This window comes from Roseicyclus persicicus (assembly GCF_012395815.1).
Lineage (GTDB): Bacteria > Pseudomonadota > Alphaproteobacteria > Rhodobacterales > Rhodobacteraceae > Roseicyclus > Roseicyclus persicicus.
Genome location: NZ_JAAZQQ010000001.1, coordinates 848,921 through 866,800, shown reverse-complemented (window position 1 = coordinate 866,800; position 17,880 = coordinate 848,921). Strand labels below are relative to the sequence as shown.

Annotated in this window: 21 protein-coding genes and 1 tRNA gene; 10 read left to right on the top strand and 12 right to left on the bottom strand. The window is 70.8% G+C overall.

Going from position 1 to position 17,880, the window contains the following annotated elements; genetic code table 11:
• Positions 1–21: 21 nt before the first annotated feature.
• Together hisB and hisH are read left to right on the top strand one after the other, a co-directional pair.
• Complete coding sequence (gene hisB / locus HCU73_RS04430) at positions 22–609, top strand: imidazoleglycerol-phosphate dehydratase HisB (protein WP_168622170.1); 588 nt, start codon at positions 22–24, stop codon at positions 607–609.
• A gap of 4 nt (positions 610–613) precedes the next feature.
• Entirely contained in the window at positions 614–1,252 is a 639-nt protein-coding gene (gene hisH, locus HCU73_RS04425; protein WP_168622169.1) for an imidazole glycerol phosphate synthase subunit HisH, read from the top strand.
• Between the two features lie 72 nt (positions 1,253–1,324).
• Here the strand turns inward: hisH and HCU73_RS04420 are convergent, their stop codons facing one another.
• Positions 1,325–1,723: a DUF2147 domain-containing protein gene (locus tag HCU73_RS04420; RefSeq protein ID WP_168622168.1), complete on the bottom strand. Its 399-nt coding sequence runs from the start codon at positions 1,721–1,723 to the stop codon at positions 1,325–1,327.
• Between the two features lie 163 nt (positions 1,724–1,886).
• On the opposite strand from HCU73_RS04420, the gene hisA reads away from it, so the two are divergent.
• The 3 genes from hisA (at position 1,887) to HCU73_RS04405 (ending at position 3,752) form a co-directional block, all read left to right on the top strand.
• Complete coding sequence (gene hisA, locus HCU73_RS04415) at positions 1,887–2,603, top strand: 1-(5-phosphoribosyl)-5-[(5-phosphoribosylamino)methylideneamino]imidazole-4-carboxamide isomerase (protein WP_168622167.1); 717 nt, start codon at positions 1,887–1,889, stop codon at positions 2,601–2,603.
• A gap of 76 nt (positions 2,604–2,679) precedes the next feature.
• Entirely contained in the window at positions 2,680–3,441 is a 762-nt protein-coding gene (gene hisF / locus HCU73_RS04410) for an imidazole glycerol phosphate synthase subunit HisF (RefSeq protein WP_168622166.1), read from the top strand.
• A complete protein-coding gene (locus HCU73_RS04405; protein WP_168622165.1) occupies positions 3,438–3,752 on the top strand; it encodes a phosphoribosyl-ATP diphosphatase in 315 nt (104 codons plus the stop codon). Before hisF ends, HCU73_RS04405 begins: the two co-directional genes overlap by 4 nt.
• On the opposite strand, the gene HCU73_RS04400 is transcribed toward HCU73_RS04405, so the two are convergent.
• The 5 genes from HCU73_RS04400 to rlmB form a co-directional block, all read right to left on the bottom strand.
• A complete protein-coding gene (locus tag HCU73_RS04400) occupies positions 3,749–4,228 on the bottom strand; it encodes a hypothetical protein (RefSeq protein ID WP_168622164.1) in 480 nt (159 codons plus the stop codon). The genes HCU73_RS04405 and HCU73_RS04400 overlap by 4 nt on opposite strands.
• Before the next feature lie 15 nt (positions 4,229–4,243).
• The gene (locus tag HCU73_RS04395; RefSeq protein WP_168622163.1) at positions 4,244–4,717 is read right to left on the bottom strand and encodes a CoA-binding protein; all 474 of its coding nucleotides are present in this window, start codon (positions 4,715–4,717) and stop codon (positions 4,244–4,246) included.
• 178 nt (positions 4,718–4,895) lie between these two features.
• Positions 4,896–5,351 (bottom strand): YHS domain-containing (seleno)protein, encoded by a 456-nt coding sequence (locus tag HCU73_RS04390; protein ID WP_168622162.1) that lies wholly within the window; start codon positions 5,349–5,351, stop codon positions 4,896–4,898.
• 96 nt (positions 5,352–5,447) lie between these two features.
• Positions 5,448–5,759, bottom strand: a complete 312-nt coding sequence (locus HCU73_RS04385) for a hypothetical protein (RefSeq protein ID WP_168622161.1) — start codon at positions 5,757–5,759, stop codon at positions 5,448–5,450.
• Between the two features lie 15 nt (positions 5,760–5,774).
• On the bottom strand, positions 5,775–6,554 hold the full coding sequence (rlmB, locus tag HCU73_RS04380; RefSeq protein ID WP_168622160.1) for a 23S rRNA (guanosine(2251)-2'-O)-methyltransferase RlmB: 780 nt from the start codon (positions 6,552–6,554) through the stop codon (positions 5,775–5,777).
• A 116-nt stretch (positions 6,555–6,670) separates the two neighbouring features.
• Here rlmB and HCU73_RS04375 point away from each other — a divergent pair.
• The 3 genes from HCU73_RS04375 to HCU73_RS04365 all read left to right on the top strand — a co-directional run bounded on the left by HCU73_RS04375 (position 6,671) and on the right by HCU73_RS04365 (position 8,673).
• A tRNA-Tyr gene (locus HCU73_RS04375) sits at positions 6,671–6,754 on the top strand.
• 100 nt (positions 6,755–6,854) lie between these two features.
• Positions 6,855–7,865, top strand: a complete 1,011-nt coding sequence (locus HCU73_RS04370) for a hypothetical protein (RefSeq protein WP_168622159.1) — start codon at positions 6,855–6,857, stop codon at positions 7,863–7,865.
• 46 nt (positions 7,866–7,911) lie between these two features.
• Complete coding sequence (locus tag HCU73_RS04365; protein WP_168622158.1) at positions 7,912–8,673, top strand: fumarylacetoacetate hydrolase family protein; 762 nt, start codon at positions 7,912–7,914, stop codon at positions 8,671–8,673.
• A 63-nt stretch (positions 8,674–8,736) separates the two neighbouring features.
• Here the strand turns inward: HCU73_RS04365 and clpX are convergent, their stop codons facing one another.
• Positions 8,737–9,999 carry an ATP-dependent Clp protease ATP-binding subunit ClpX gene (gene clpX / locus HCU73_RS04360; protein WP_168622157.1) on the bottom strand — a complete coding sequence of 421 codons (1,263 nt, stop codon included), beginning with the start codon at positions 9,997–9,999 and terminating at the stop codon, positions 8,737–8,739.
• A 153-nt stretch (positions 10,000–10,152) separates the two neighbouring features.
• Positions 10,153–10,782 carry an ATP-dependent Clp protease proteolytic subunit gene (locus HCU73_RS04355; RefSeq protein WP_168622156.1) on the bottom strand — a complete coding sequence of 210 codons (630 nt, stop codon included), beginning with the start codon at positions 10,780–10,782 and terminating at the stop codon, positions 10,153–10,155.
• A gap of 124 nt (positions 10,783–10,906) precedes the next feature.
• Between HCU73_RS04355 and HCU73_RS04350 the strand changes: the two genes are divergently transcribed.
• Positions 10,907–12,112, top strand: a complete 1,206-nt coding sequence (locus HCU73_RS04350) for an FAD-binding domain-containing protein (protein WP_168622155.1) — start codon at positions 10,907–10,909, stop codon at positions 12,110–12,112.
• A gap of 69 nt (positions 12,113–12,181) precedes the next feature.
• Here the strand turns inward: HCU73_RS04350 and HCU73_RS04345 are convergent, their stop codons facing one another.
• The 3 genes from HCU73_RS04345 to HCU73_RS04335 all read right to left on the bottom strand — a co-directional run bounded on the left by HCU73_RS04345 (position 12,182) and on the right by HCU73_RS04335 (position 15,324).
• Positions 12,182–12,973, bottom strand: a complete 792-nt coding sequence (locus tag HCU73_RS04345; RefSeq protein WP_239025432.1) for a creatininase family protein — start codon at positions 12,971–12,973, stop codon at positions 12,182–12,184.
• Between the two features lie 108 nt (positions 12,974–13,081).
• On the bottom strand, positions 13,082–14,092 hold the full coding sequence (locus tag HCU73_RS04340; protein WP_168622154.1) for a phosphotransferase family protein: 1,011 nt from the start codon (positions 14,090–14,092) through the stop codon (positions 13,082–13,084).
• Positions 14,089–15,324, bottom strand: coding sequence for an acyl-CoA dehydrogenase family protein (locus tag HCU73_RS04335; RefSeq protein ID WP_168622153.1), 1,236 nt, complete (start codon positions 15,322–15,324; stop codon positions 14,089–14,091). Before HCU73_RS04335 ends, HCU73_RS04340 begins: the two co-directional genes overlap by 4 nt.
• A 107-nt stretch (positions 15,325–15,431) precedes the next feature.
• On the opposite strand from HCU73_RS04335, the gene HCU73_RS04330 reads away from it, so the two are divergent.
• Positions 15,432–16,646 (top strand): acyl-CoA dehydrogenase, encoded by a 1,215-nt coding sequence (locus HCU73_RS04330; protein WP_168622152.1) that lies wholly within the window; start codon positions 15,432–15,434, stop codon positions 16,644–16,646.
• 4 nt (positions 16,647–16,650) lie between these two features.
• On the opposite strand, the gene pcaF is transcribed toward HCU73_RS04330, so the two are convergent.
• The gene (gene pcaF, locus HCU73_RS04325) at positions 16,651–17,853 is read right to left on the bottom strand and encodes a 3-oxoadipyl-CoA thiolase (protein WP_168622151.1); all 1,203 of its coding nucleotides are present in this window, start codon (positions 17,851–17,853) and stop codon (positions 16,651–16,653) included.
• Between the last annotated feature and the right edge of the window lie 27 nt (positions 17,854–17,880).

Below are 17,880 nucleotides of genomic sequence, written 5' to 3'. Positions count from 1 at the left end.
CCGAGACAGACGGAGGCCGCCATGCGCACTGCCCGGATCACCCGCACCACCGCCGAGACCGACATCTCCGTGTCGGTCGCCCTCGACGGCACGGGCCGCTACGACAACAAGACCGGCGTCGGCTTCTTCGACCACATGCTCGACCAGCTGGCCCGCCACGCGCTGATCGACCTCGAGGTGCGCTGCACCGGCGACCTGCACATCGACGATCACCACACGGTCGAGGATGTCGGCATCGCGCTCGGCCAGGCGCTGACCAAGGCACTGGGCGACAAGCGCGGCATCCGGCGCTACGGCAGCTTCCACCTCGCCATGGACGACGCGCTGCTGCGCGCGGCACTCGACCTGTCGGGGCGGCCCTATCTCGTGTGGGACGTCGACTTCCCCACCCAGAAGATCGGCAGCTTCGACACCGAGCTGGTGCGCGAGTTCTTCCAGGCGCTGTCGACCCATGGCGGCATCACGCTTCACGTCACGAAACTGGCCGGGATCAACAGCCACCACATCGCCGAGGCCGCGTTCAAGGCCGTCGCCCGCGCGCTCCGCGAGGCGGTGGAGCCCGACCCGCGCCGCGCCGACGCGATCCCCTCGACCAAGGGCAGCCTGTAACCCCATGGCGACTGTCCTGATCGACTACGATTCGGGGAACCTGCACTCGGCGGAAAAGGCGTTCCAGCGCATGGCCGCCGAGGCCGGGGCAGGCCCCGTCACCGTCACCGCCGACCCCGACGCGGTGGCGCGCGCCAGCCGCATCGTGCTGCCGGGCGACGGCGCCTTCCCGGCCTGCCGCCGCGGGCTGCAGGCCATAGACGGGCTGGAACAGGCCATCGTCGAGGCGGTGGAGATCCGCGGCGTGCCCTTCCTCGGCATCTGCGTCGGGATGCAGATGCTGGCAACTTGGGGCCGCGAATACGAGGACGTGGCGGGGTTCGGCTGGATCCCCGGCGAGGTGCTGCGCATCACGCCGTCCGACCCGGGCCTCAAGGTGCCGCACATGGGCTGGAACGACCTGGTGATCGACCGCCCGCACCCGGTGCTGGACGGGATCGAGACCGGCGACCACGCCTATTTCGTGCATTCCTACGCGATGACGGTGGCGGACCCCGCGCATCTGCTGGCCCACGCCGATTACGGCGGGCCGGTCACGGCCATCGTCGGCCGGGACAACGTGGTCGGCACCCAGTTCCACCCGGAAAAAAGCCAGCGCGCGGGCCTGCGCCTGATCGCCAACTTCCTCGGCTGGCGGCCCTGAGCGCACCGGCATGGAAAAAGGGGCGCCCCTGCGGACGCCCCTTCCCTTGTCATCGATCCTGGCCGGCGCGGCTCAGTTCTGGCGCTGCCAGACCCCGCCTTCGCGGCAGACCGCGCCGCCCATGACGCAGCCCGACACCGACAGCTGGTTGCCCGACAGCTGCAGCCGCGAGCGGTACTCGCGCCCGCGGTCGGGCGAATACAGCATCCCGCGGTACTGGCCCGCCTCGCCGGTCGGGTTGGTGTCCCAGACGATCTGACGGCCGACGTTCTCGGACTGCATCACCGCCCCCGAGGCGTCGAAGGCCTGCACCAGCGTGCCGCAGAGCGACTGGCCACACTGGGTAATCCGAATGATGCCGGTGTTGCCGTTGTCGTCGGGCGCGGTGCGCCAGTCGCCGATCAGGTTGTCGGCCATCGCCGCACCGCCCATCGCCATCAGGGCCACCGCAGCAAGCAGGAAGTTCCGCATGACTCATCTCCTCCCATGAGTGATGCGGCGATCTAGCCGCTGTGCCCCCGGGGCTGTCCAGTGTGACGTTACGCCAGATCGCGGGCGCACAGGCCCGCGCGCGCCCTTGCCCCCGCGCGGCCAGCGGGGCAAAAGCGCGCCGACCCCAGCGAAAGGACCGGCCATGATCCTGTACCCCGCCATCGACCTCAAGGACGGCCAGGCCGTCCGGCTGCTCCGCGGCGAGATGGACAAGGCCACCGTGTTCAACACCGACCCCGCCGCGCAGGCCCGCGCCTTCCAGGACGCGGGCTGCCAGTGGCTCCACCTCGTCGACCTGAACGGCGCCTTCGCGGGCCAGCCGGTGAACGGCGCCGCGGTCGAGGCGATCCTGGCGGCCACCTCCGTCCCCGCCCAGCTCGGCGGCGGCATCCGCGACATGGCCACCATCGAGGGCTGGCTGACCAAGGGCATCGCGCGCGTCATCCTGGGCACCGTGGCGGTGGAGAACCCCGCGCTGGTGCGGCAGGCCGCCGCCGCCTTCCCCGGGCAGGTCGCCGTCGGAATCGACGCCCGCAAGGGCCGCGTCGCCACCAAGGGCTGGGCCGAGGAAACCGACGTCATGGTCACCGACCTCGCGGCTGCGTTCGAGGACGCGGGCGTCGCCGCCATCATCTACACCGACATCGACCGCGACGGCGCGATGGGGGGGCCGAACGTGGCCGCCACCGCCGATCTCGCGCGGGCGACGTCGATCCCGGTGATCGCCTCGGGCGGCGTGTCGTCGCTGGCCGACCTCGTCGCGCTGCGCGACACCGGCGTGATCGCCGGCGCGATCTCGGGCCGGGCGCTCTACGACGGCGCGCTCGACCTGGCCGAGGCCCTGAACGCGCTGGCCTGACCCCTTCATCTTTCCCCAAATACGCAGGCTGAACGCCGGCCTTCCCTCACCCCCGCCAATCGGCTAGGCCAGACCCATGCTCAAGACCCGCATCATCCCCTGCCTCGACGTCGCCGACGGCCGCGTGGTCAAGGGCGTGAACTTCGTCGACCTCGTCGACGCCGGCGACCCGGTGGAACAGGCCCGCGCCTACGACGCCGCGGGGGCCGACGAGCTGTGCTTTCTCGACATCCACGCGACCCACGAGAACCGCGGCACGATGTACGACCTTGCCACCCGCACCGCGGAACAGTGCTTCATGCCGCTGACCATCGGCGGGGGCGTGCGCACGGTCGAGGACGTGCGCAACCTGCTGCTGGCCGGCGCCGACAAGGTCAGCTTCAACTCCGCCGCCGTGGCCGACCCCGACGTGGTGGCCCGCGCCGCCGACAAGTTCGGCAGCCAGTGCATCGTGGTGGCCATCGATGCCAAGACCGTCGCGCCCGGCCGGTGGGAGATCTTCACCCACGGCGGCCGCCGCCCCACCGGCATCGACGCGGTGGACTTCGCCCGGACCGTGGTCGCCAAGGGCGCGGGCGAGATCCTGCTGACCTCGATGGACCGCGACGGCACCAAGCAGGGCTTCAACATCCCGCTCACCCGCGCCATCGCCGACGCCGTGCCGGTGCCGGTGATCGCCAGCGGCGGGGTCGGCACGCTCGACCATCTCGTTGAGGGCGTGATCGAGGGCCATGCGAGCGCGGTCCTCGCCGCCTCGATCTTCCATTTCGGCACCTATTCCATCGCCGAGGCCAAGGCCCACATGGCCGCCGCCGGCATCCCCGTGAGGCTGACATGAGCGAGGACAGGCTGCTGCGGCTCGCCGCCACGATCGAGGCGCGCAAGGGCGCGGACCCCGAGTCGTCCTGGACCGCGAAGCTGCTTGCCAAGGGCCCCGCGAAGGCCGCCGAGAAATTCGGCGAGGAGGCGATCGAGGCGATCATCGAGGCCGCCCGCGGCGACCGCGAGAAGCTGACCGCCGAGGCCGCCGACGTGCTTTACCATTTCCTCGTCATGCTGGCCGCGCGCGACGTGGCGCTGGCCGACGTCTACGCCGAGCTCGACCGCCGCGAGGGCCGTTCGGGGATCGAGGAAAAGGCCAGCCGCTAGGGCGCCGCGCTCTCCGCCGCCTCGGCCTCCAGCCGCGCCACCTCGCGCTGCAGGTCGAGCCAGCGCCGGGTGGTCGCGGCGAGCTGCTCCAGCCGCCGCTCGGCCAGCGCCTCGGCCGCGGCCCCCGCCTCCACGCTGTCGGCCAGCGCCGCCTCGACCCCAAACAGCCGGGCCTCGGCCTCGGCCAGCCGCGTGGCCAGCGCCGCTACCTCGGCCTCGGCCGCCGCGCGGGCGTCGCGTTCGGCGGACAGGTCGCGCGCCATCGCGTCGGTCACCAGCGGCGCCTCGGGCCAGACGGCGCCCAGCGCGGCGGACAGGCGGGTGAACGCCGGCGCCGAGGTCAGCGCCCAGACCAGCAGGCCCAGCGTGGCCGCGAACATCACGAGGAAAAAGGATCGCCACAGCCGCCGCCCGATCCAGCGGATCAGCGAGGCCGAGGCCAGAACCGAGGTGCTGCGCCGGTCGCGGGCTGCCATCGTGCTGTCTCCGTCTCAGAGTTTCGAGGAAATGATGCCGGTGGCGAAGCCGCCCATCCTGAGTTCGCCGAACAGGCGCTGGTACTCGATCTTGGGGCAGCGGTTATGGATCACCGTCAGCCCTGCCGCCTCGGCCCGGGCCGCGGCCTCGGGGTGGGTCACGCCGATCTGCATCCAGATCACCTTGGGGCGCGGCTCCATCGCCAGCGCCTCGTCGACGATGGCGGGCACCGCCTCGGGGCGGCGGAAGATGTCGACCACGTCCACGGGTTCGTCGATGTCGGACAGCCGCGCGCGGACCTCCACCCCCCAGAGCCGTTCGCCGGCATGGCCGGGGTTCACCGGGATCACCCGGTAGCCCTTGAGCCCGAGGTAGCGGCCCACGTAATGGCTGGGGCGCACCGGGTTCGGGGACACGCCGATGCAGGCGAACACGCGGGATCGCTTGAGGATGTCGCGCAGGAGATCGTCGGGATAGGTCTCGGTCATGCCCCCCTGATAGCACGAAGAAAAAGCGCCCGCAGCTATGTCAGCGCGGGCGCAAGTCACGGAACGAGGGACAGTGATGGACGTGTGGTGTTCCGAACCACAACGTCATGAGTGACATATGGGTCGCAGTCCGCGGTGTTTAAGGGTTGTCCACAAAAACGTGATCACGGGGCGGCCCTCAGCCGAGGATCGCGGGCCAGTTCGCCTCGCCCGCCGCGATGACGCCGGGCAGTTCGGCCAGCCACAGCTCGCGGGCGCGCAGGCTGGCGTTCAGGAACAGCCGCCCGTCGTGCACCGACCACGCCTCGGGGATCGTCGGCGCAAGGTAGCCGCGCGAGGCGGCAAAGGCGCAGTAGCCGCCGAAGGCCGGGGCAAAGCGCGCCGGATCGGCGGCAAAGGCGTCGCGGTTGGCGGCACCGGCGAAAACCCAGGTCGCGCCGTCCCAGTCGTGGGACCAGTCGCGCAGGCCCGGCACCGGGCCGTTGCCGTCGAAATAGGCGACGGGGTCGATGCCGTTGATGGCGAGGCCGCCGCGCTGGAACACGCGCGGTTCGGCGGCGCGGGCGGCGCGCGGCAGGGCCAGGGTTGCGGGGGCGAGGGCCAGCAGGCCAAGCGCGGTGCGGCGGGGGATCATGGCGGCGTCTCCGGTTGGGTCACGCGCCGAGGATGCCCCGCGCCCGCCGCCCGCGACAGCCCCGCCACGCAAGCGTGACCGCCCGTGAGCGCGGCGTCAGTCGAAGATGTCCTCGATCAGGTCCACCGCCTCCTCCAGCGCGCGGCGCCAGAGCGGTTTGCGCCGCTTGACCGGCCGGCGCTGGCGCGGGTCGTCCACCGGCATCGGCGGCAGCGGCCCGCCATGGGGCGCGGGCGCGCGCGGGCTGCGCTTGACCGGGTGCGCGGGGTCCGGCGGCTTCAGCCATTTCATCTCGTGGAGCGGCGCCCCGCAGGACCCGCAGGCCAGCTCGTGCCCGCCCCGCGCGGTCAGCCGCAGCGCCTGTCGGCGCCCGCAATAGGAGCAGGTGGCGATCTTGGTATCGGGCATGGGCAATCCGGTCCGTCAGGGGCGTGTGACCGCATATAGGGACACCGCCGCCGCATTCGAGACGTTGAGGGAGCCAAAGGCCCCCGCCGCCGGGATGCGGACGAGATGGTCGCACAGCTCCCGCGTGCGCTCGCGCAGGCCCGGCCCCTCGGCCCCCAGCACCAGCGCGACGGGGTGCTGGACGTAGCGCGCGGCGGTCTCGCCGATCTCGGCGTCGCCCGCGCCGTCGAGCCCGAGGCAGACGTAGCCCATCGCCTTCAGCGTCTCCATCGCGTTGCCGAGGTTCGGCACCCGCAGGTAGGGCTGCCGTTCCAGCGCGCCCGAGGCGGTCTTGGCCAGCGCGCCGGTCTCGGGCGCGGAATGGCGCGCGGGCGCGATCACGGCGCGGGCGCCGAACACCTCGGCCGAACGCAGGATGGCGCCCACGTTGTGCGGGTCGCTGACCCGGTCGAGCAGCACCAGCCGCGGCGCGCCCTGCCCCGGCTCGGCCAGATCCTCGAGCCGCCCCCAGTCGAGCGGCCGCACCTCGAGCGCCGCGCCCTGGTGGACCGACCCGGGGTCGAGCGGCGCGGGGAACTTGCGCGGGTCGGCGATCTCGGGCTCGATCCCGGCCGCGGCGATGGCGTCGGCCAGCTTGTCGGCGGCGTTGCGGGTGACGACGAGGTTCAGCCGCTCGCGCGCGGGGTTCACCAGCGCGTCGCGCACCGCGTGCAGGCCGAACAGCCACAGCGTCTCGGAGGCCGCCGCGCGGCGCTCGCGTTCCTTGTCGATCACCCAGGCCGGTTTCTTCGCCACGATCCGCGCTCCCGTCTTGCCCGTCCGGGTTACGCGGGGCGGTGGCGAATGCCAAGTGGTCCCCGCGTTTTCCGGTTGACGCCCCCCGCCCGCCTGATTATCCGTCCCCTCGCGTCGGGCGACGAGCTGCAAGGTGCGGCAGCGGACTGTAACTCCGCCGGGGAGACCCATGCCTGGTTCGATTCCAGGGTCGCCCACCACTCCCCCCTCCCCATCAGGACACGGCCCCTTGGCACTGGCGCGGCGCGCCCGGCGCGGCTAGTCTGCGGGCCAAGAGCCGAGGGCAGAGCCGAGCAGCACATGGCCGCAGCAGACACATCCCGCCGCCCCCCGTTCCACGTGATGATCGTGGCGCAGGCCGGCCGGCTGACCTACGAGGCCCTGCTGTTCGCCGCCGCGTTCCGGCACACCAACCCGGCCTTTCCCGGCCGCCTGATCGTCGCCGAGCCGCAGCCCGGGGCCCGCTGGCCGGGCGACCCGCGCATCGCCGATGCGGACGCCCGCGCGCTGCTGACGGATGCCTTCGGCGCCGAGATCCTGCCCTTCGAGTCGCGCCATTTCGGCGCCAGCTACCCCTACGGCAACAAGATCGAGGCGCTGGCCGCCCTGCCCGAAGGCGAGCCCTTCGTGTTCTTCGACACCGACACGGTGATCACCGGCGATCTGACCGAGGTGCCCTTCGACTTCGACCGGCCCTCGGCCAGCCTGCGGGTGGAGGCGACCTGGCCCGAGATCCAGCTTTACGGGCCGGGCTACACGCAGACGTGGAAATCGCTCTACGACCGGTTCGGCCTCGATTTCGAGGCCTCGCTCGACACCGCCTGGCCCGAGGAATACTGGCGCCGCTACCTCTATTTCAACGCGGGCTTCTTCTACTACCGCGACCCGGCCGAATTCGGCCGCCGCTTTGCCGAGTATGCCGTCTCGATCCGCGACGACCCGCCGCCGGAACTGGTGTGCCAGTCGCTCGACCCCTGGCTCGACCAGGTGGCGCTGCCGCTGGTGATCCACGCGCTGGGGGGCGGACGCGACGCGCTGCCGGCGGGCTGGCTCGACGGGTCGCACAGCTGCCACTACCGCGTGCTGCCTCTGGCCTACGCGCGCGAACCGCAGCGGGTCATCGACCTGATGGAGGAAGTGACCGCGCCGAACCGGATCAAGCGGGTGCTCAAGGCCTACGAGCCGATGAAGCGCATGATCTACCAGGGCAAGGGCCAGAAGGCGCGGGCGCTGTTCGACCGCGAGGCCCTGCCGCGCAAGGAACAGGTCATCCGCAACACGCTGAAGCGCGAAAAGCTCTGGCTGCGCTGACCAAGGCAGGGACCGCGCCGGCAGGGCGCGCAAGGGAGGACAGGACATGACGGCATGGGCCCGCGGCACGACCCCGGAAGGGGCGACGATCACCGGGGTGATCGAGGGCGACCACCTGCACCCGCGGGCGAGGCTGGGCGCCGACGCCGCGGCGGGCGCGCCGGTGCCGCTGTCGGACGTGACGCTCCTGCCGCCGGTCGCGCCGGGCAAGTTCATCGGCCTGTGGAACAACTTCAGGGCCGCCGCCGACAAGGCCGGCAACGCCTACCCGACGCACCCGCTGTGGTTCCTCAAGGCCGACACCTCGCTCGCCGGCCCCGGCGCCACCGTGACCCTGCCCGAAAGCGCGGGCCGCGTGGTGTTCGAGGGGGAACTGGGCATCGTCATCGGCGCCCGGATCAGGGACGCCTCGCCGGAGGAGGCCGCCGCCGCCATCCTCGGCTACACCTGCGTGAATGATTTCACCTCGCTCGACGTGCTGAACGCCGAGCCGAGCTTTGCCCAGTGGACGCGGGCGAAAAGCTTTGACGGCTTCGGCGTGGTCGGCCCGGTCATCGCCACCGGCCTCGACTGGCGCGAGCTGACCGTCCGGGTGCTGGTCGACGGGCGCGAGCGGCAATCCTACCCGGCGGCCGACATGATCCTCGACCCCGCGACGGTGGTCAGCCTGTTGTCGCGCGACATGACGCTGAACCCGGGCGACCTGATCGCCTGCGGCACCTCGCTGGGCGCGCGGCCGGTCAAGGCCGGGCAGGTGGTGGAGGTCGTCATCGACGGCATCGGCGGGGTGGCGGTGACGCTGGCCTGAGCCCAAACGCGAACGGCCCCGCCCAAGGGCGAGGCCGTCGATCCTTTCCGGCGACGCGCCCGGTCACCCGGCGGTGGCCGGGCCTTCCTTCTTGCGCTCGGCGTAGATCATCAGCGGCTGCGCCTCGGAGGCCACGGCCTCCTCGTTCACCACCACCTCTTCGACGCCGTCGGTGCTGGGCAGCTCGAACATGGTGTTCAGGAGGATGTCCTCCATGATCGAGCGCAGGCCGCGCGCGCCGGTCTTGCGGGCGATGGCGCGCTTGGCGATCGCCTTGAGGGCGTCGTCGGTGAACTTGAGCTTCACGTCCTCCAGCTCGAACAGGCGCTGGTACTGCTTGACCAGCGCGTTCTTGGGCTGGGTCAGGATGGTGACCAGCGCCGCCTCGTCGAGATCCTCGAGCGTGGCGATGACGGGCAGGCGGCCGACGAATTCGGGGATCAGGCCGAACTTCAGCAGGTCCTCGGGCTCGAGTTCCTTGAAGTATTCGCCGGGCGTCTTGTCCTTGGGGTCGCGCACGTCGGCGCCGAAGCCCATCGCGCTGCCCTTGCCGCGCTGCGCGATGATCTTGTCGAGGCCGGCGAAGGCGCCGCCGCAGATGAACAGGATGTTGGTCGTGTCCACCTGCAGGAATTCCTGCTGCGGATGCTTGCGCCCGCCCTGCGGCGGCACCGAGGCGACGGTGCCCTCCATGATCTTCAGCAGCGCCTGCTGCACGCCCTCGCCCGACACGTCGCGGGTGATGGACGGGTTGTCCGACTTGCGGGTGATCTTGTCGACCTCGTCGATGTAGACGATGCCGCGCTGCGCCCGCTCGACGTTGTATTCCGAGGCCTGCAGCAGCTTGAGAATGATGTTCTCGACGTCCTCGCCCACGTAGCCCGCTTCGGTCAGCGTGGTGGCGTCGGCCATGGTGAAGGGCACGTCGAGGATGCGCGCCAGCGTCTGCGCCAGAAGCGTCTTGCCGCAGCCGGTGGGGCCGATCAGCAGGATGTTCGACTTCGACAGCTCGATGTCGGTCTTGCCGCTGTGGTTCAGCCGCTTGTAGTGGTTGTGGACGGCGACCGACAGCACGCGCTTGGCGTGGCGCTGGCCGATCACGTAGTCGTCGAGCACGTCGCAGATTTCCTGCGGGGTCGGCACGCCGCTGGAGGACTTGAGGCCGGAGGTCTTGGTTTCCTCGCGGATGATGTCCATGCACAGCTCGACGCACTCGTCGCAGATGAACACCGTGGGACCGGCGATCAGCTTGCGCACCTCGTGCTGGCTCTTGCCGCAGAACGAGCAGTAGAGCGTGTTCTTCGAGTCGCCGGATGAATTCGCCATGTCGTCCACCTTACCGGGTCTTGCGGGCCATGCCGGCCCCGGCCCGGGCGCATCCCGGACCGCGGATTTCCGAAAGCCTAGAACAGGCCACCGGTCACCACAACGTCAAATTCCCCGCGGGCACCCCGCGGGCACGGGACCGTGAAGGCGGCCTCAGGCGCCACTGGCGGCGGCGGCGCGGCTGGTCACGATCTCGTCGATGTGACCCCACTCCAGCGCCTCCTCGGGCGTCATCCACTTGTCGCGGTCGAGCGCCTGCTGGACGGTCTCGTAATCCTGCCCCGTGTGGCGCATGTAGAGCTGGTAGAAGCGCTCCCGCGTCTGCTCGATGTGGCGCGACTGGATCAGGATGTCGGCCGCGGTGCCCTGGCTGCCGCCCGAGGGCTGGTGCACCAGAAACTCCGAGTTCGGCAGCGAGAAGCGCATCCCCTTTTCGCCGCCCAGCGCGATCACCGAGCCCATCGAGGCCGCCAGCCCGCAGACCAGCGTCGAGACCTTGGGTTTGATGTACTGCATCGTGTCGTAGATGCTCATCCCCGCGATCACCGACCCGCCGGGCGAGTTGATGTACATCGAGATTTCCTTGGACGGGTTTTCGGCCTCGAGGTGCAGCAGCTGCGCCACGATCAGGCTCGACATGCCGTCGTGGACGGGGCCGTTCACGAAGATGATCCGCTCCTTCAGGAGCCGCGAAAAGATGTCGTAGGCCCGTTCGCCGCGGCTGGTCTGTTCGACCACCATCGGCACGAGCGTGTTCATGTAGAGATCGACGGGGTCTTTCATGGCGGCCTGCCTCGCATGCGATATGGCGTCGTTGTCCCCGAGTCTTAGTGGTGGGTCCGGGGGGCCGCAAGGGCAGGCGGCCATTTCCGTGGACAGCGCGCCGCGGCCCCCTAGCTCCCGCGCCATGACCGGATCGCCCCTGCCCCCCGCCACCCGCACCGAGGCGCTGAGCCGCCTCGCCCGCTTCCTGCCCCATGCCGGGCGCGACTATGCCGCGCGCCGCAACCACGACCTGCCGGGGCACCCGCATGTCTCGGGCCTGTCGCCGTTCCTGCGCCACCGGCTGCTGACCGAGGCCGAGGTGCTTGAGGCCGTCCTCGGCCGCCATTCCCTGCAGGCCGCCGAGAAATTCGTGCAGGAGGTGGTCTGGCGCACCTACTGGAAGGGCTGGCTGGAGCTGCGGCCCGCGGTCTGGTCGGACTACCGCGACGGGCTCGACCGGGCGCTGTCGGACGGGCGGATGGCCGACCGCCTCGCCGCCGCCGAGGCCGGCGCGACCGGGATCGACGGGTTCGACGCCTGGATCGCGGAGCTGGTCGAGACCGGCTACCTGCACAACCACGCCCGCATGTGGCTGGCCTCGATCTGGATCTTCACCCTGCGCCTGCCGTGGGAGGCGGGGGCCGATTTCTTCCTGCGCCACCTGCTCGACGGCGACCCCGCGTCGAACACCCTGTCGTGGCGCTGGGTCGCGGGGCTGCAGACGCCGGGCAAGCACTACCTCGCGCGCGCCGACAACATCGCGCGCTACACCGACGGGCGGTTCTCGCCCAAGGGCCTATTCACCGACGCCGCGCCGCTGTCCGGCCCGCCGCACCCGCCCCGGGGCCCGGTGCCCGGGGGCGATACCCCCGCGCCGGGGATGCGGACCGGCATCCTGTTGACCGAGGAAGACCTTGCGCCCGGGTTCCTCCTGCCGCTGCCGGGGCCGGCGCCGGTGGGCCATGCCGTGCTCCTGTCCGCCGCCGGCCGGTCGCCGCGGCCCGTGGCCGAGGGCGTTCTGGGCTTCACGGCCGCGGCGGCGCGCGACGCGGCGGACCGCTGGGCCGACCGGCTGGGCCCGCGTGGGCCGGTGGCCGACGACCCCGCGGCCGTCGTCGACTGGGCCGTGGCGGAGGGCATCGACCAGATCGTCACGCCCTACGCCCCGGTCGGCCCGGCGGCCACGGCGCTTGCCCGGCTCGACCGGCGGCTGTCCCGCGAGGGCATCCGGCTCGTGCGCGTGCTGCGCGACTACGACCGCACCGCCTGGCCCCACGCCACCCACGGGTTCTTTCGCTTCAAGGAGCGGATACCGGAGATCGTGGCGGGGCTTCAGGCCGAGCGGTGACGTTGGCTATTTGAAAGATATTTCTGAATAGATTTTCAAAATCGAACCTTCTTGGCGCGAAAATGAAAATCAGGACTCCACCCTGTAGCGCTGCATGTCCCGCAGCAGCGCGATGACCCCCTCGGTCTGCGCCGCAAGGTCCGCCTCGCCCAGCTCCGCGCTGGCTGAGGACGCGTCGCCCACCGTGCCCTTGGGGTTCAGGTCATTCGCAAGCCAGCCGAGGTTGGCCTCGGCCATGTGGTAGCCCAGCTTGGCCGACCCCTGCCGCAGCGCCGTCTGGCGGCTCTGGAAATCCTCGGCCAGCTCCGACCGCACCAGGTCGGGCCGGGCTGCCAGCATCATCGACGTCTCCGACAGCCCGCCGTGGATGTCCACCATCGGCCCTTCGGGATAGTTGTAGACCCGCGCCCCGCCCAGCCGCGTCCACGCGGTGGTGGCGACCGCCATGCGCAGGGTCTGGCGCAGCTCGCGCGCGACGATCTCCATCGGCGCGACATTGCCGCCGTGGCTGGTGACGATGACCATCTTGCGCAGCCCGGCGCGCGCGACGCTCTGCCCGATCTCCAGCCAGACCTTGATCGCCGTCTCCCAGGTCAGGGTCAAAGTACCGGGGAATTCAATATGTTCGTTCGACTTGCACACCTGCTGCACCGGCAGGAAGGTCGCCGGCAGGTCGGCCGGCAGCGCCGCCACCACCCGCGCGACCATCGCCTCGGCCAGAAGCGAATCCACCCCCACGGGCAGGTGCGGGCCATGCTGCTCGATCGCCGCGATGGGCAGGACGGCGATCCACTCCGAGGTGTCGCTGTCGGCGAACTCGCGCGTCGTCATCTCGCGCCAGTGCGGGCGGGGCAGGGTCATGGGCGTCTCCGTTTTGCCCCAGCTAGGCGCGACCGGCGCGCGCTGTCCACCGGGAACGTCGCCGGCCCGCACCCCGTGCATCGCGGCGCCCGAAATCCGGGCAGGGCGTCACCCCAGCGCCTCCAGCCCGGCCTCGGCGTAGAGCGGCACCAACGCGCCGAGCTGCAGCCCGCGCTCTGGGTCCGACGCGTTGCCGTCGAGCGCGCGCTTCTTCACGCCCTGCAGGATCGCCGCCATGCGGAAGAAGCAGAACGCGACGTAGAAGCCGAAATTCTCTATGCGGTCCAGACCCATGCGCGCGCAGTAGCCGGCCACGAACTCGGCATCCGTGGGCAGCCCCGCCGCCGCGCGGTCCACCCCCTTCAGGCCCCGTCCCTGCGCGCCCGGCGGCATCTGCCACTGCATGACGACCGCCGCGAGATCGGCGAAGGGGTGGCCGATGGTGCTGAGCTCCCAATCCAGCACCGCGACGATCCGGGGGGCGTCGGGCGCATACAGCAGGTTGTCGATCCGGTAGTCGCCATGCACCAGCGTCGCGCGCCCGTCATCCTCGGGGCAGGCCGCGTCGAGCGCGGCCATCAGCCGGTCCATCGCCGGGATCGCCCCGGTCTCGGTCGCGCGGTATTGCTGCGACCAGCGGTCGATCTGGCGCCGGTAGTAGTTGCCGCGCGGGCCGTAGTCGGCGAGGCCCGTGGCGGTCAGGTCAATTTTATGGATGGCTGCAAGAACGCGCCCCATCTCGTTGATGCAGGCCGATCTTTCCGCCTGCGGCACCTCCGGCAGCCGGGGGTCGTCGAAGCTCCGCCCCCGCACCCGCGCCATCAGGTAGAAGGCCGAGCCGATGACCGCGTCGTCCTCGCAGAGCGCCACCATTCGCGCCACCGGCACCTCGGACCCCGCCAGCGCCCGCTGCACCCGGAACTCCCGCTCGACCGCATGGGCCGATTTCAGGAGCTTGCCGGGCGGCTTGCGGCGGAGCACCCATTCCTGCGCCCCGTCGGTCAGAAGATAGGTGGGGTTCGACTGCCCGCCCGCGAATTTTTCGGCCGTCAGAGGGGCTTGCAGGTCGATCCCCTGCCCCGCCATCCAACCGGCCACGGCCTGAAGATCGAGGCTCATCGCGCCGCGTTGGAATACTTGCGCAGCTCCGCCCGCGCCACCTGCCGCCGGTGCACGGCGTCCGGCCCATCGGCCAGCCGCAGCGTCCGCAAATCGGCGTAAAGCGCCGCCAGCGGCGTGTCCTGGCTGAGGCCCGTCGCGCCATGCATCTGCATCGCCTCGTCCACCACCTTGAGCGCCATCAGGGGCGCCTGCACCTTGATCTTGGAGATCCACGGCTGCGCCGCCCGAACGCCCGCGTGGTCCATCATCCAGGCCGCCTTGAGGCACAAGAGCCGCGTCATCTCGATCTCAATCCGGGCGTTGGCGATGATGTCGTAATTCGCGCCCAACTCGGCCAGCGGCTTGCCGAAGGCTTCGCGGCTCAGGGCCCGTTTGCACATCAATTCAAGGGCATACTCGGCCCGTCCGATCGCCCGCATGCAATGGTGGATGCGCCCGGGGCCCAGCCGCCCCTGCGCCACCTCGAAGCCGCGCCCCTCGCCCAGCACCACCGCGTCGACAGGCACCCGCACGTCGGTGAACCGGATGTGCATGTGCCCGTGCGGCGCGTCGTCATGGCCGAAGACCTGCATCGGCCGCAGCTTCTCGATGCCGGGCGTATCGGCGGGCACCAGCAGCATGGTGTGGCGCGCGTGCTTGGCCCCGGCCGGATCAGTGCAGGCCATCACGATATACAGGACGCAGCGCGGGTCGCCGGCGCCGGTTGCCCAGTATTTCTCGCCGTTTAGGACGTAGTGCTCACCCTGCCGCTCGCATTTGAGCGAAATCTGCGTGGCATCCGAGGACGCGACGCCCGGCTCCGTCATCAGGTAGGCCGAACGCGTCTCGCCGGCCATCAGCCCGGGCAGCCAGCGCGCCTTTTGCGCCGGCGTGCCGTAGCGCTCCAGCACCTCCATGTTGCCGGTGTCGGGCGCGTTGCAGTTGAACACCTCGGGCGCGATGGTCACCGCCCCCATCTCCTCGGCGAGATAGGCGTATTCGACCGTCGACAGCCCGAACCCCTTGTCGCTGTCCGTCAGCCAGAAGTTCCACAGCCCCTGCGCCTGCGCCCTGGCCTTCAGATCCTTGAGGATCTGCACCTGCCGGTCCGTCATCGCGAAGCGGTCGCCCGAGGGGTGACGCCCGACCTCGGCGTGGAACTCGGCGTCCAGCGGCGCGATGTCCTCGCGCACCATCCGCCGCACCTCCTCGACCAGCGGCCGCACCTTGTCCGACAGCCCCAGATCCATCGCCCTGCCCTCCCTGCGATCTCCCACCGCGACGCTAGTGATGCGCGCGGGGTTGCACAACCGGTGCAAATGCTATGATTGGGGGCAAAGCCAGAGGAGATGATCCCATGCCCGACGGACACGCCCGCCATTCCGGCCCCTCGCTCGCGCCCTTCGACTGGGCCGACCCGTTTCACCTCGCCGAGCAGCTCAGCGAAGAGGAGCGCATGGTCGCCGACAGCGCCCGCGCCTACGCGCAGGACAAGCTGGCGGCCCGCGTCACCGACGCCTACCTGAACGAGCGCGTCGCGCCCGAGATCTTCGCCGAGATGGGCGCCATGGGCCTTCTGGGCGTCACCATCCCCGAGGAATACGGCGGGCTGGGCGCGGGCTACGTCACCTACGGCCTCGTCGCGCGCGAGGTGGAGCGGGTGGATTCGGGCTACCGCTCGATGATGTCGGTGCAGTCCTCGCTGGTCATGTACCCGATCCACGCCTACGGCTCCGAGGCGCAGAAGGCGAAATACCTGCCCGGCCTCGCTGCCGGCACGCTGATCGGCTGCTTCGGCCTGACCGAGCCTGACGCCGGCTCCGACCCTGCGGGCATGAAGACGGTGGCCAAGAAGATCGACGGCGGCTACCGGCTGTCGGGGTCCAAGATGTGGATTTCCAACAGCCCCATCGCCGATGTCTTCGTGGTCTGGGCCAAGTCCGAGGCGCATGGCGGCAAGATCCGCGGCTTCGTGCTGGAAAAGGGCATGAAGGGCCTCAGCGCGCCCAAGATCGGCGGCAAGCTGTCCCTGCGGGCGTCGGTCACCGGCGAGATCGTGATGGACGGCGTCGAGGTCGGCGAGGACGCGCTCCTGCCCGGTGTCGAGGGGCTCAAGGGGCCCTTCGGCTGCCTCAACCGGGCGCGCTACGGCATCGCCTGGGGCGTGATGGGGGCCGCGGAAGACTGCTGGCACCGCGCGCGCCAGTACGGCCTCGACCGGACGCAATTCGGCCGCCCCCTGGCGCAGACGCAGCTGTTCCAGAAGAAGCTCGCCGACATGCAGACCGAGATCGCACTGGGGCTGCAGGGCGCGCTGCGCGCCGGCCGGATGATGGACGAGGGCAGCTGCGCGCCCGAGCTCATCTCCCTGATCAAGCGGAACAATTGCGGCAAGGCGCTGGACGTGGCCCGGGCCGCGCGTGACATGCATGGCGGCAACGGGATCATGGCGGAATACCACGTCATGCGCCACGCCCAGAACCTCGAGACGGTCAACACCTACGAGGGCACCCATGACGTGCACGCGCTGATCCTCGGCCGCGCGCAGACCGGGCTGCAGGCGTTCTTCTGACGCCTCAGACGGCCTCGAGGGCCAGGGCGATCCCCTGGCCCACGCCGACGCACATTGTGGCGAGCGCCCGGCGCCCGCCCCGTGCCTTGAGCTCCAGCGCCGCCGTGCCGGTGATCCGGGCGCCCGACATGCCCAGCGGATGACCCAGCGCGATGGCCCCGCCATTGGGGTTCACGTGTTCCGCGTCATCGGGCAGGCCGAGCTGGCGCAGCACGGCCAGCGCCTGCGCCGCAAAGGCCTCGTTCAACTCGACCACGTCGAAATCGGCGGGCGTCAGGCCCAGCCGCGCGCAGAGCTTGCGCGTCGCGGGCACCGGCCCCACCCCCATGATCCGCGGCGCGACGCCCGCGCTCGCCCCACCCAGCACCCGGGCGATGGGCGTCAGGCCATGCGCCTTGGCCGCGGCCTCCGAGGCGAGGATCAGCGCCGCCGCCCCGTCGTTCACGCCCGAGGCGTTGCCCGCCGTCACACTGCCGCCGGCGCGAAAGGGCGCGGGCAGTTTAGCAAGGGATTCCAGGGTGGTTGCGCGGGGATGTTCATCCTGGCCGACCAGCACCGGATCGCCCCGCCGCTGCGGGATCGGCACCGCCACGATCTCCTGCGCCAGCCGCCCCGAGCCCTGCGCGGCAGAGGCCCGCGCCTGGCTCCGCAGCGCGAACGCGTCCTGGTCGGCGCGGGCGACGGCGAAATCGGCGGCCACGTTCTCGGCCGTCTCGGGCATCGAGTCGATGCCGTATTGCGCCTTCATCACCGGGTTCACGAAGCGCCAGCCGATGGTCGTGTCGAAGATCTCGGCGCTGCGGGAAAACGCCGTCTCGGCCTTGGGCATGACGAAGGGCGCACGGCTCATGCTTTCCACGCCGCCCGCGATCACGAGGTCGGCCTCGCCCGTGCGGATCATCCGCGCCGCGGCCAGCACCGCGTCCATCCCCGACCCGCAGAGCCGGTTCACCGTCACCCCCGGCACGGTCTCGGGCAGGCCCGCCAGCAGCGCGCACATGCGGGCCACGTTGCGGTTGTCCTCGCCGGCCTGGTTGGCGCAGCCGTAGATCACCTCGTCCACAGCCGCCCAGTCGACGCCCGGGTTCCGATCCTGCAAGGCTTTCAAGGGGATGGCACCGAGGTCGTCGGCGCGCACGGCGCTCAGCGCGCCCCCGAACCGGCCGATGGGCGTGCGGATGTAGTCGCAGATGAAGGCCTCTGGCATGGCTCCCTCCCCCCCGTGTCGCCCAAG

Excerpts from the sequence above, each read along its gene's own strand:
- HCU73_RS04370 (WP_168622159.1), top strand. The coding sequence starts at position 6,855 with ATGGCCGCAGCAGACACATCCCGCCGCCCCCCGTTCCACGTGATGATC.
- hisB (WP_168622170.1), top strand. The coding sequence starts at position 22 with ATGCGCACTGCCCGGATCACCCGCACCACCGCCGAGACCGACATCTCC.
- hisA (WP_168622167.1), top strand. The coding sequence starts at position 1,887 with ATGATCCTGTACCCCGCCATCGACCTCAAGGACGGCCAGGCCGTCCGG.
- HCU73_RS04405 (WP_168622165.1), top strand. The coding sequence starts at position 3,438 with ATGAGCGAGGACAGGCTGCTGCGGCTCGCCGCCACGATCGAGGCGCGC.
- HCU73_RS04385 (WP_168622161.1), bottom strand. The coding sequence starts at position 5,759 with ATGCCCGATACCAAGATCGCCACCTGCTCCTATTGCGGGCGCCGACAG.
- HCU73_RS04340 (WP_168622154.1), bottom strand. The coding sequence starts at position 14,092 with ATGAGCCTCGATCTTCAGGCCGTGGCCGGTTGGATGGCGGGGCAGGGG.
- HCU73_RS04345 (WP_239025432.1), bottom strand. The coding sequence starts at position 12,973 with ATGACCCTGCCCCGCCCGCACTGGCGCGAGATGACGACGCGCGAGTTC.
- HCU73_RS04330 (WP_168622152.1), top strand. The coding sequence starts at position 15,432 with ATGCCCGACGGACACGCCCGCCATTCCGGCCCCTCGCTCGCGCCCTTC.
- HCU73_RS04365 (WP_168622158.1), top strand. The coding sequence starts at position 7,912 with ATGACGGCATGGGCCCGCGGCACGACCCCGGAAGGGGCGACGATCACC.
- HCU73_RS04420 (WP_168622168.1), bottom strand. The coding sequence starts at position 1,723 with ATGCGGAACTTCCTGCTTGCTGCGGTGGCCCTGATGGCGATGGGCGGT.
- hisF (WP_168622166.1), top strand. The coding sequence starts at position 2,680 with ATGCTCAAGACCCGCATCATCCCCTGCCTCGACGTCGCCGACGGCCGC.
- HCU73_RS04335 (WP_168622153.1), bottom strand. The coding sequence starts at position 15,324 with ATGGATCTGGGGCTGTCGGACAAGGTGCGGCCGCTGGTCGAGGAGGTG.
- HCU73_RS04355 (WP_168622156.1), bottom strand. The coding sequence starts at position 10,782 with ATGAAAGACCCCGTCGATCTCTACATGAACACGCTCGTGCCGATGGTG.
- clpX (WP_168622157.1), bottom strand. The coding sequence starts at position 9,999 with ATGGCGAATTCATCCGGCGACTCGAAGAACACGCTCTACTGCTCGTTC.
- pcaF (WP_168622151.1), bottom strand. The coding sequence starts at position 17,853 with ATGCCAGAGGCCTTCATCTGCGACTACATCCGCACGCCCATCGGCCGG.
- hisH (WP_168622169.1), top strand. The coding sequence starts at position 614 with ATGGCGACTGTCCTGATCGACTACGATTCGGGGAACCTGCACTCGGCG.
- HCU73_RS04390 (WP_168622162.1), bottom strand. The coding sequence starts at position 5,351 with ATGATCCCCCGCCGCACCGCGCTTGGCCTGCTGGCCCTCGCCCCCGCA.
- HCU73_RS04400 (WP_168622164.1), bottom strand. The coding sequence starts at position 4,228 with ATGGCAGCCCGCGACCGGCGCAGCACCTCGGTTCTGGCCTCGGCCTCG.
- HCU73_RS04395 (WP_168622163.1), bottom strand. The coding sequence starts at position 4,717 with ATGACCGAGACCTATCCCGACGATCTCCTGCGCGACATCCTCAAGCGA.
- HCU73_RS04350 (WP_168622155.1), top strand. The coding sequence starts at position 10,907 with ATGACCGGATCGCCCCTGCCCCCCGCCACCCGCACCGAGGCGCTGAGC.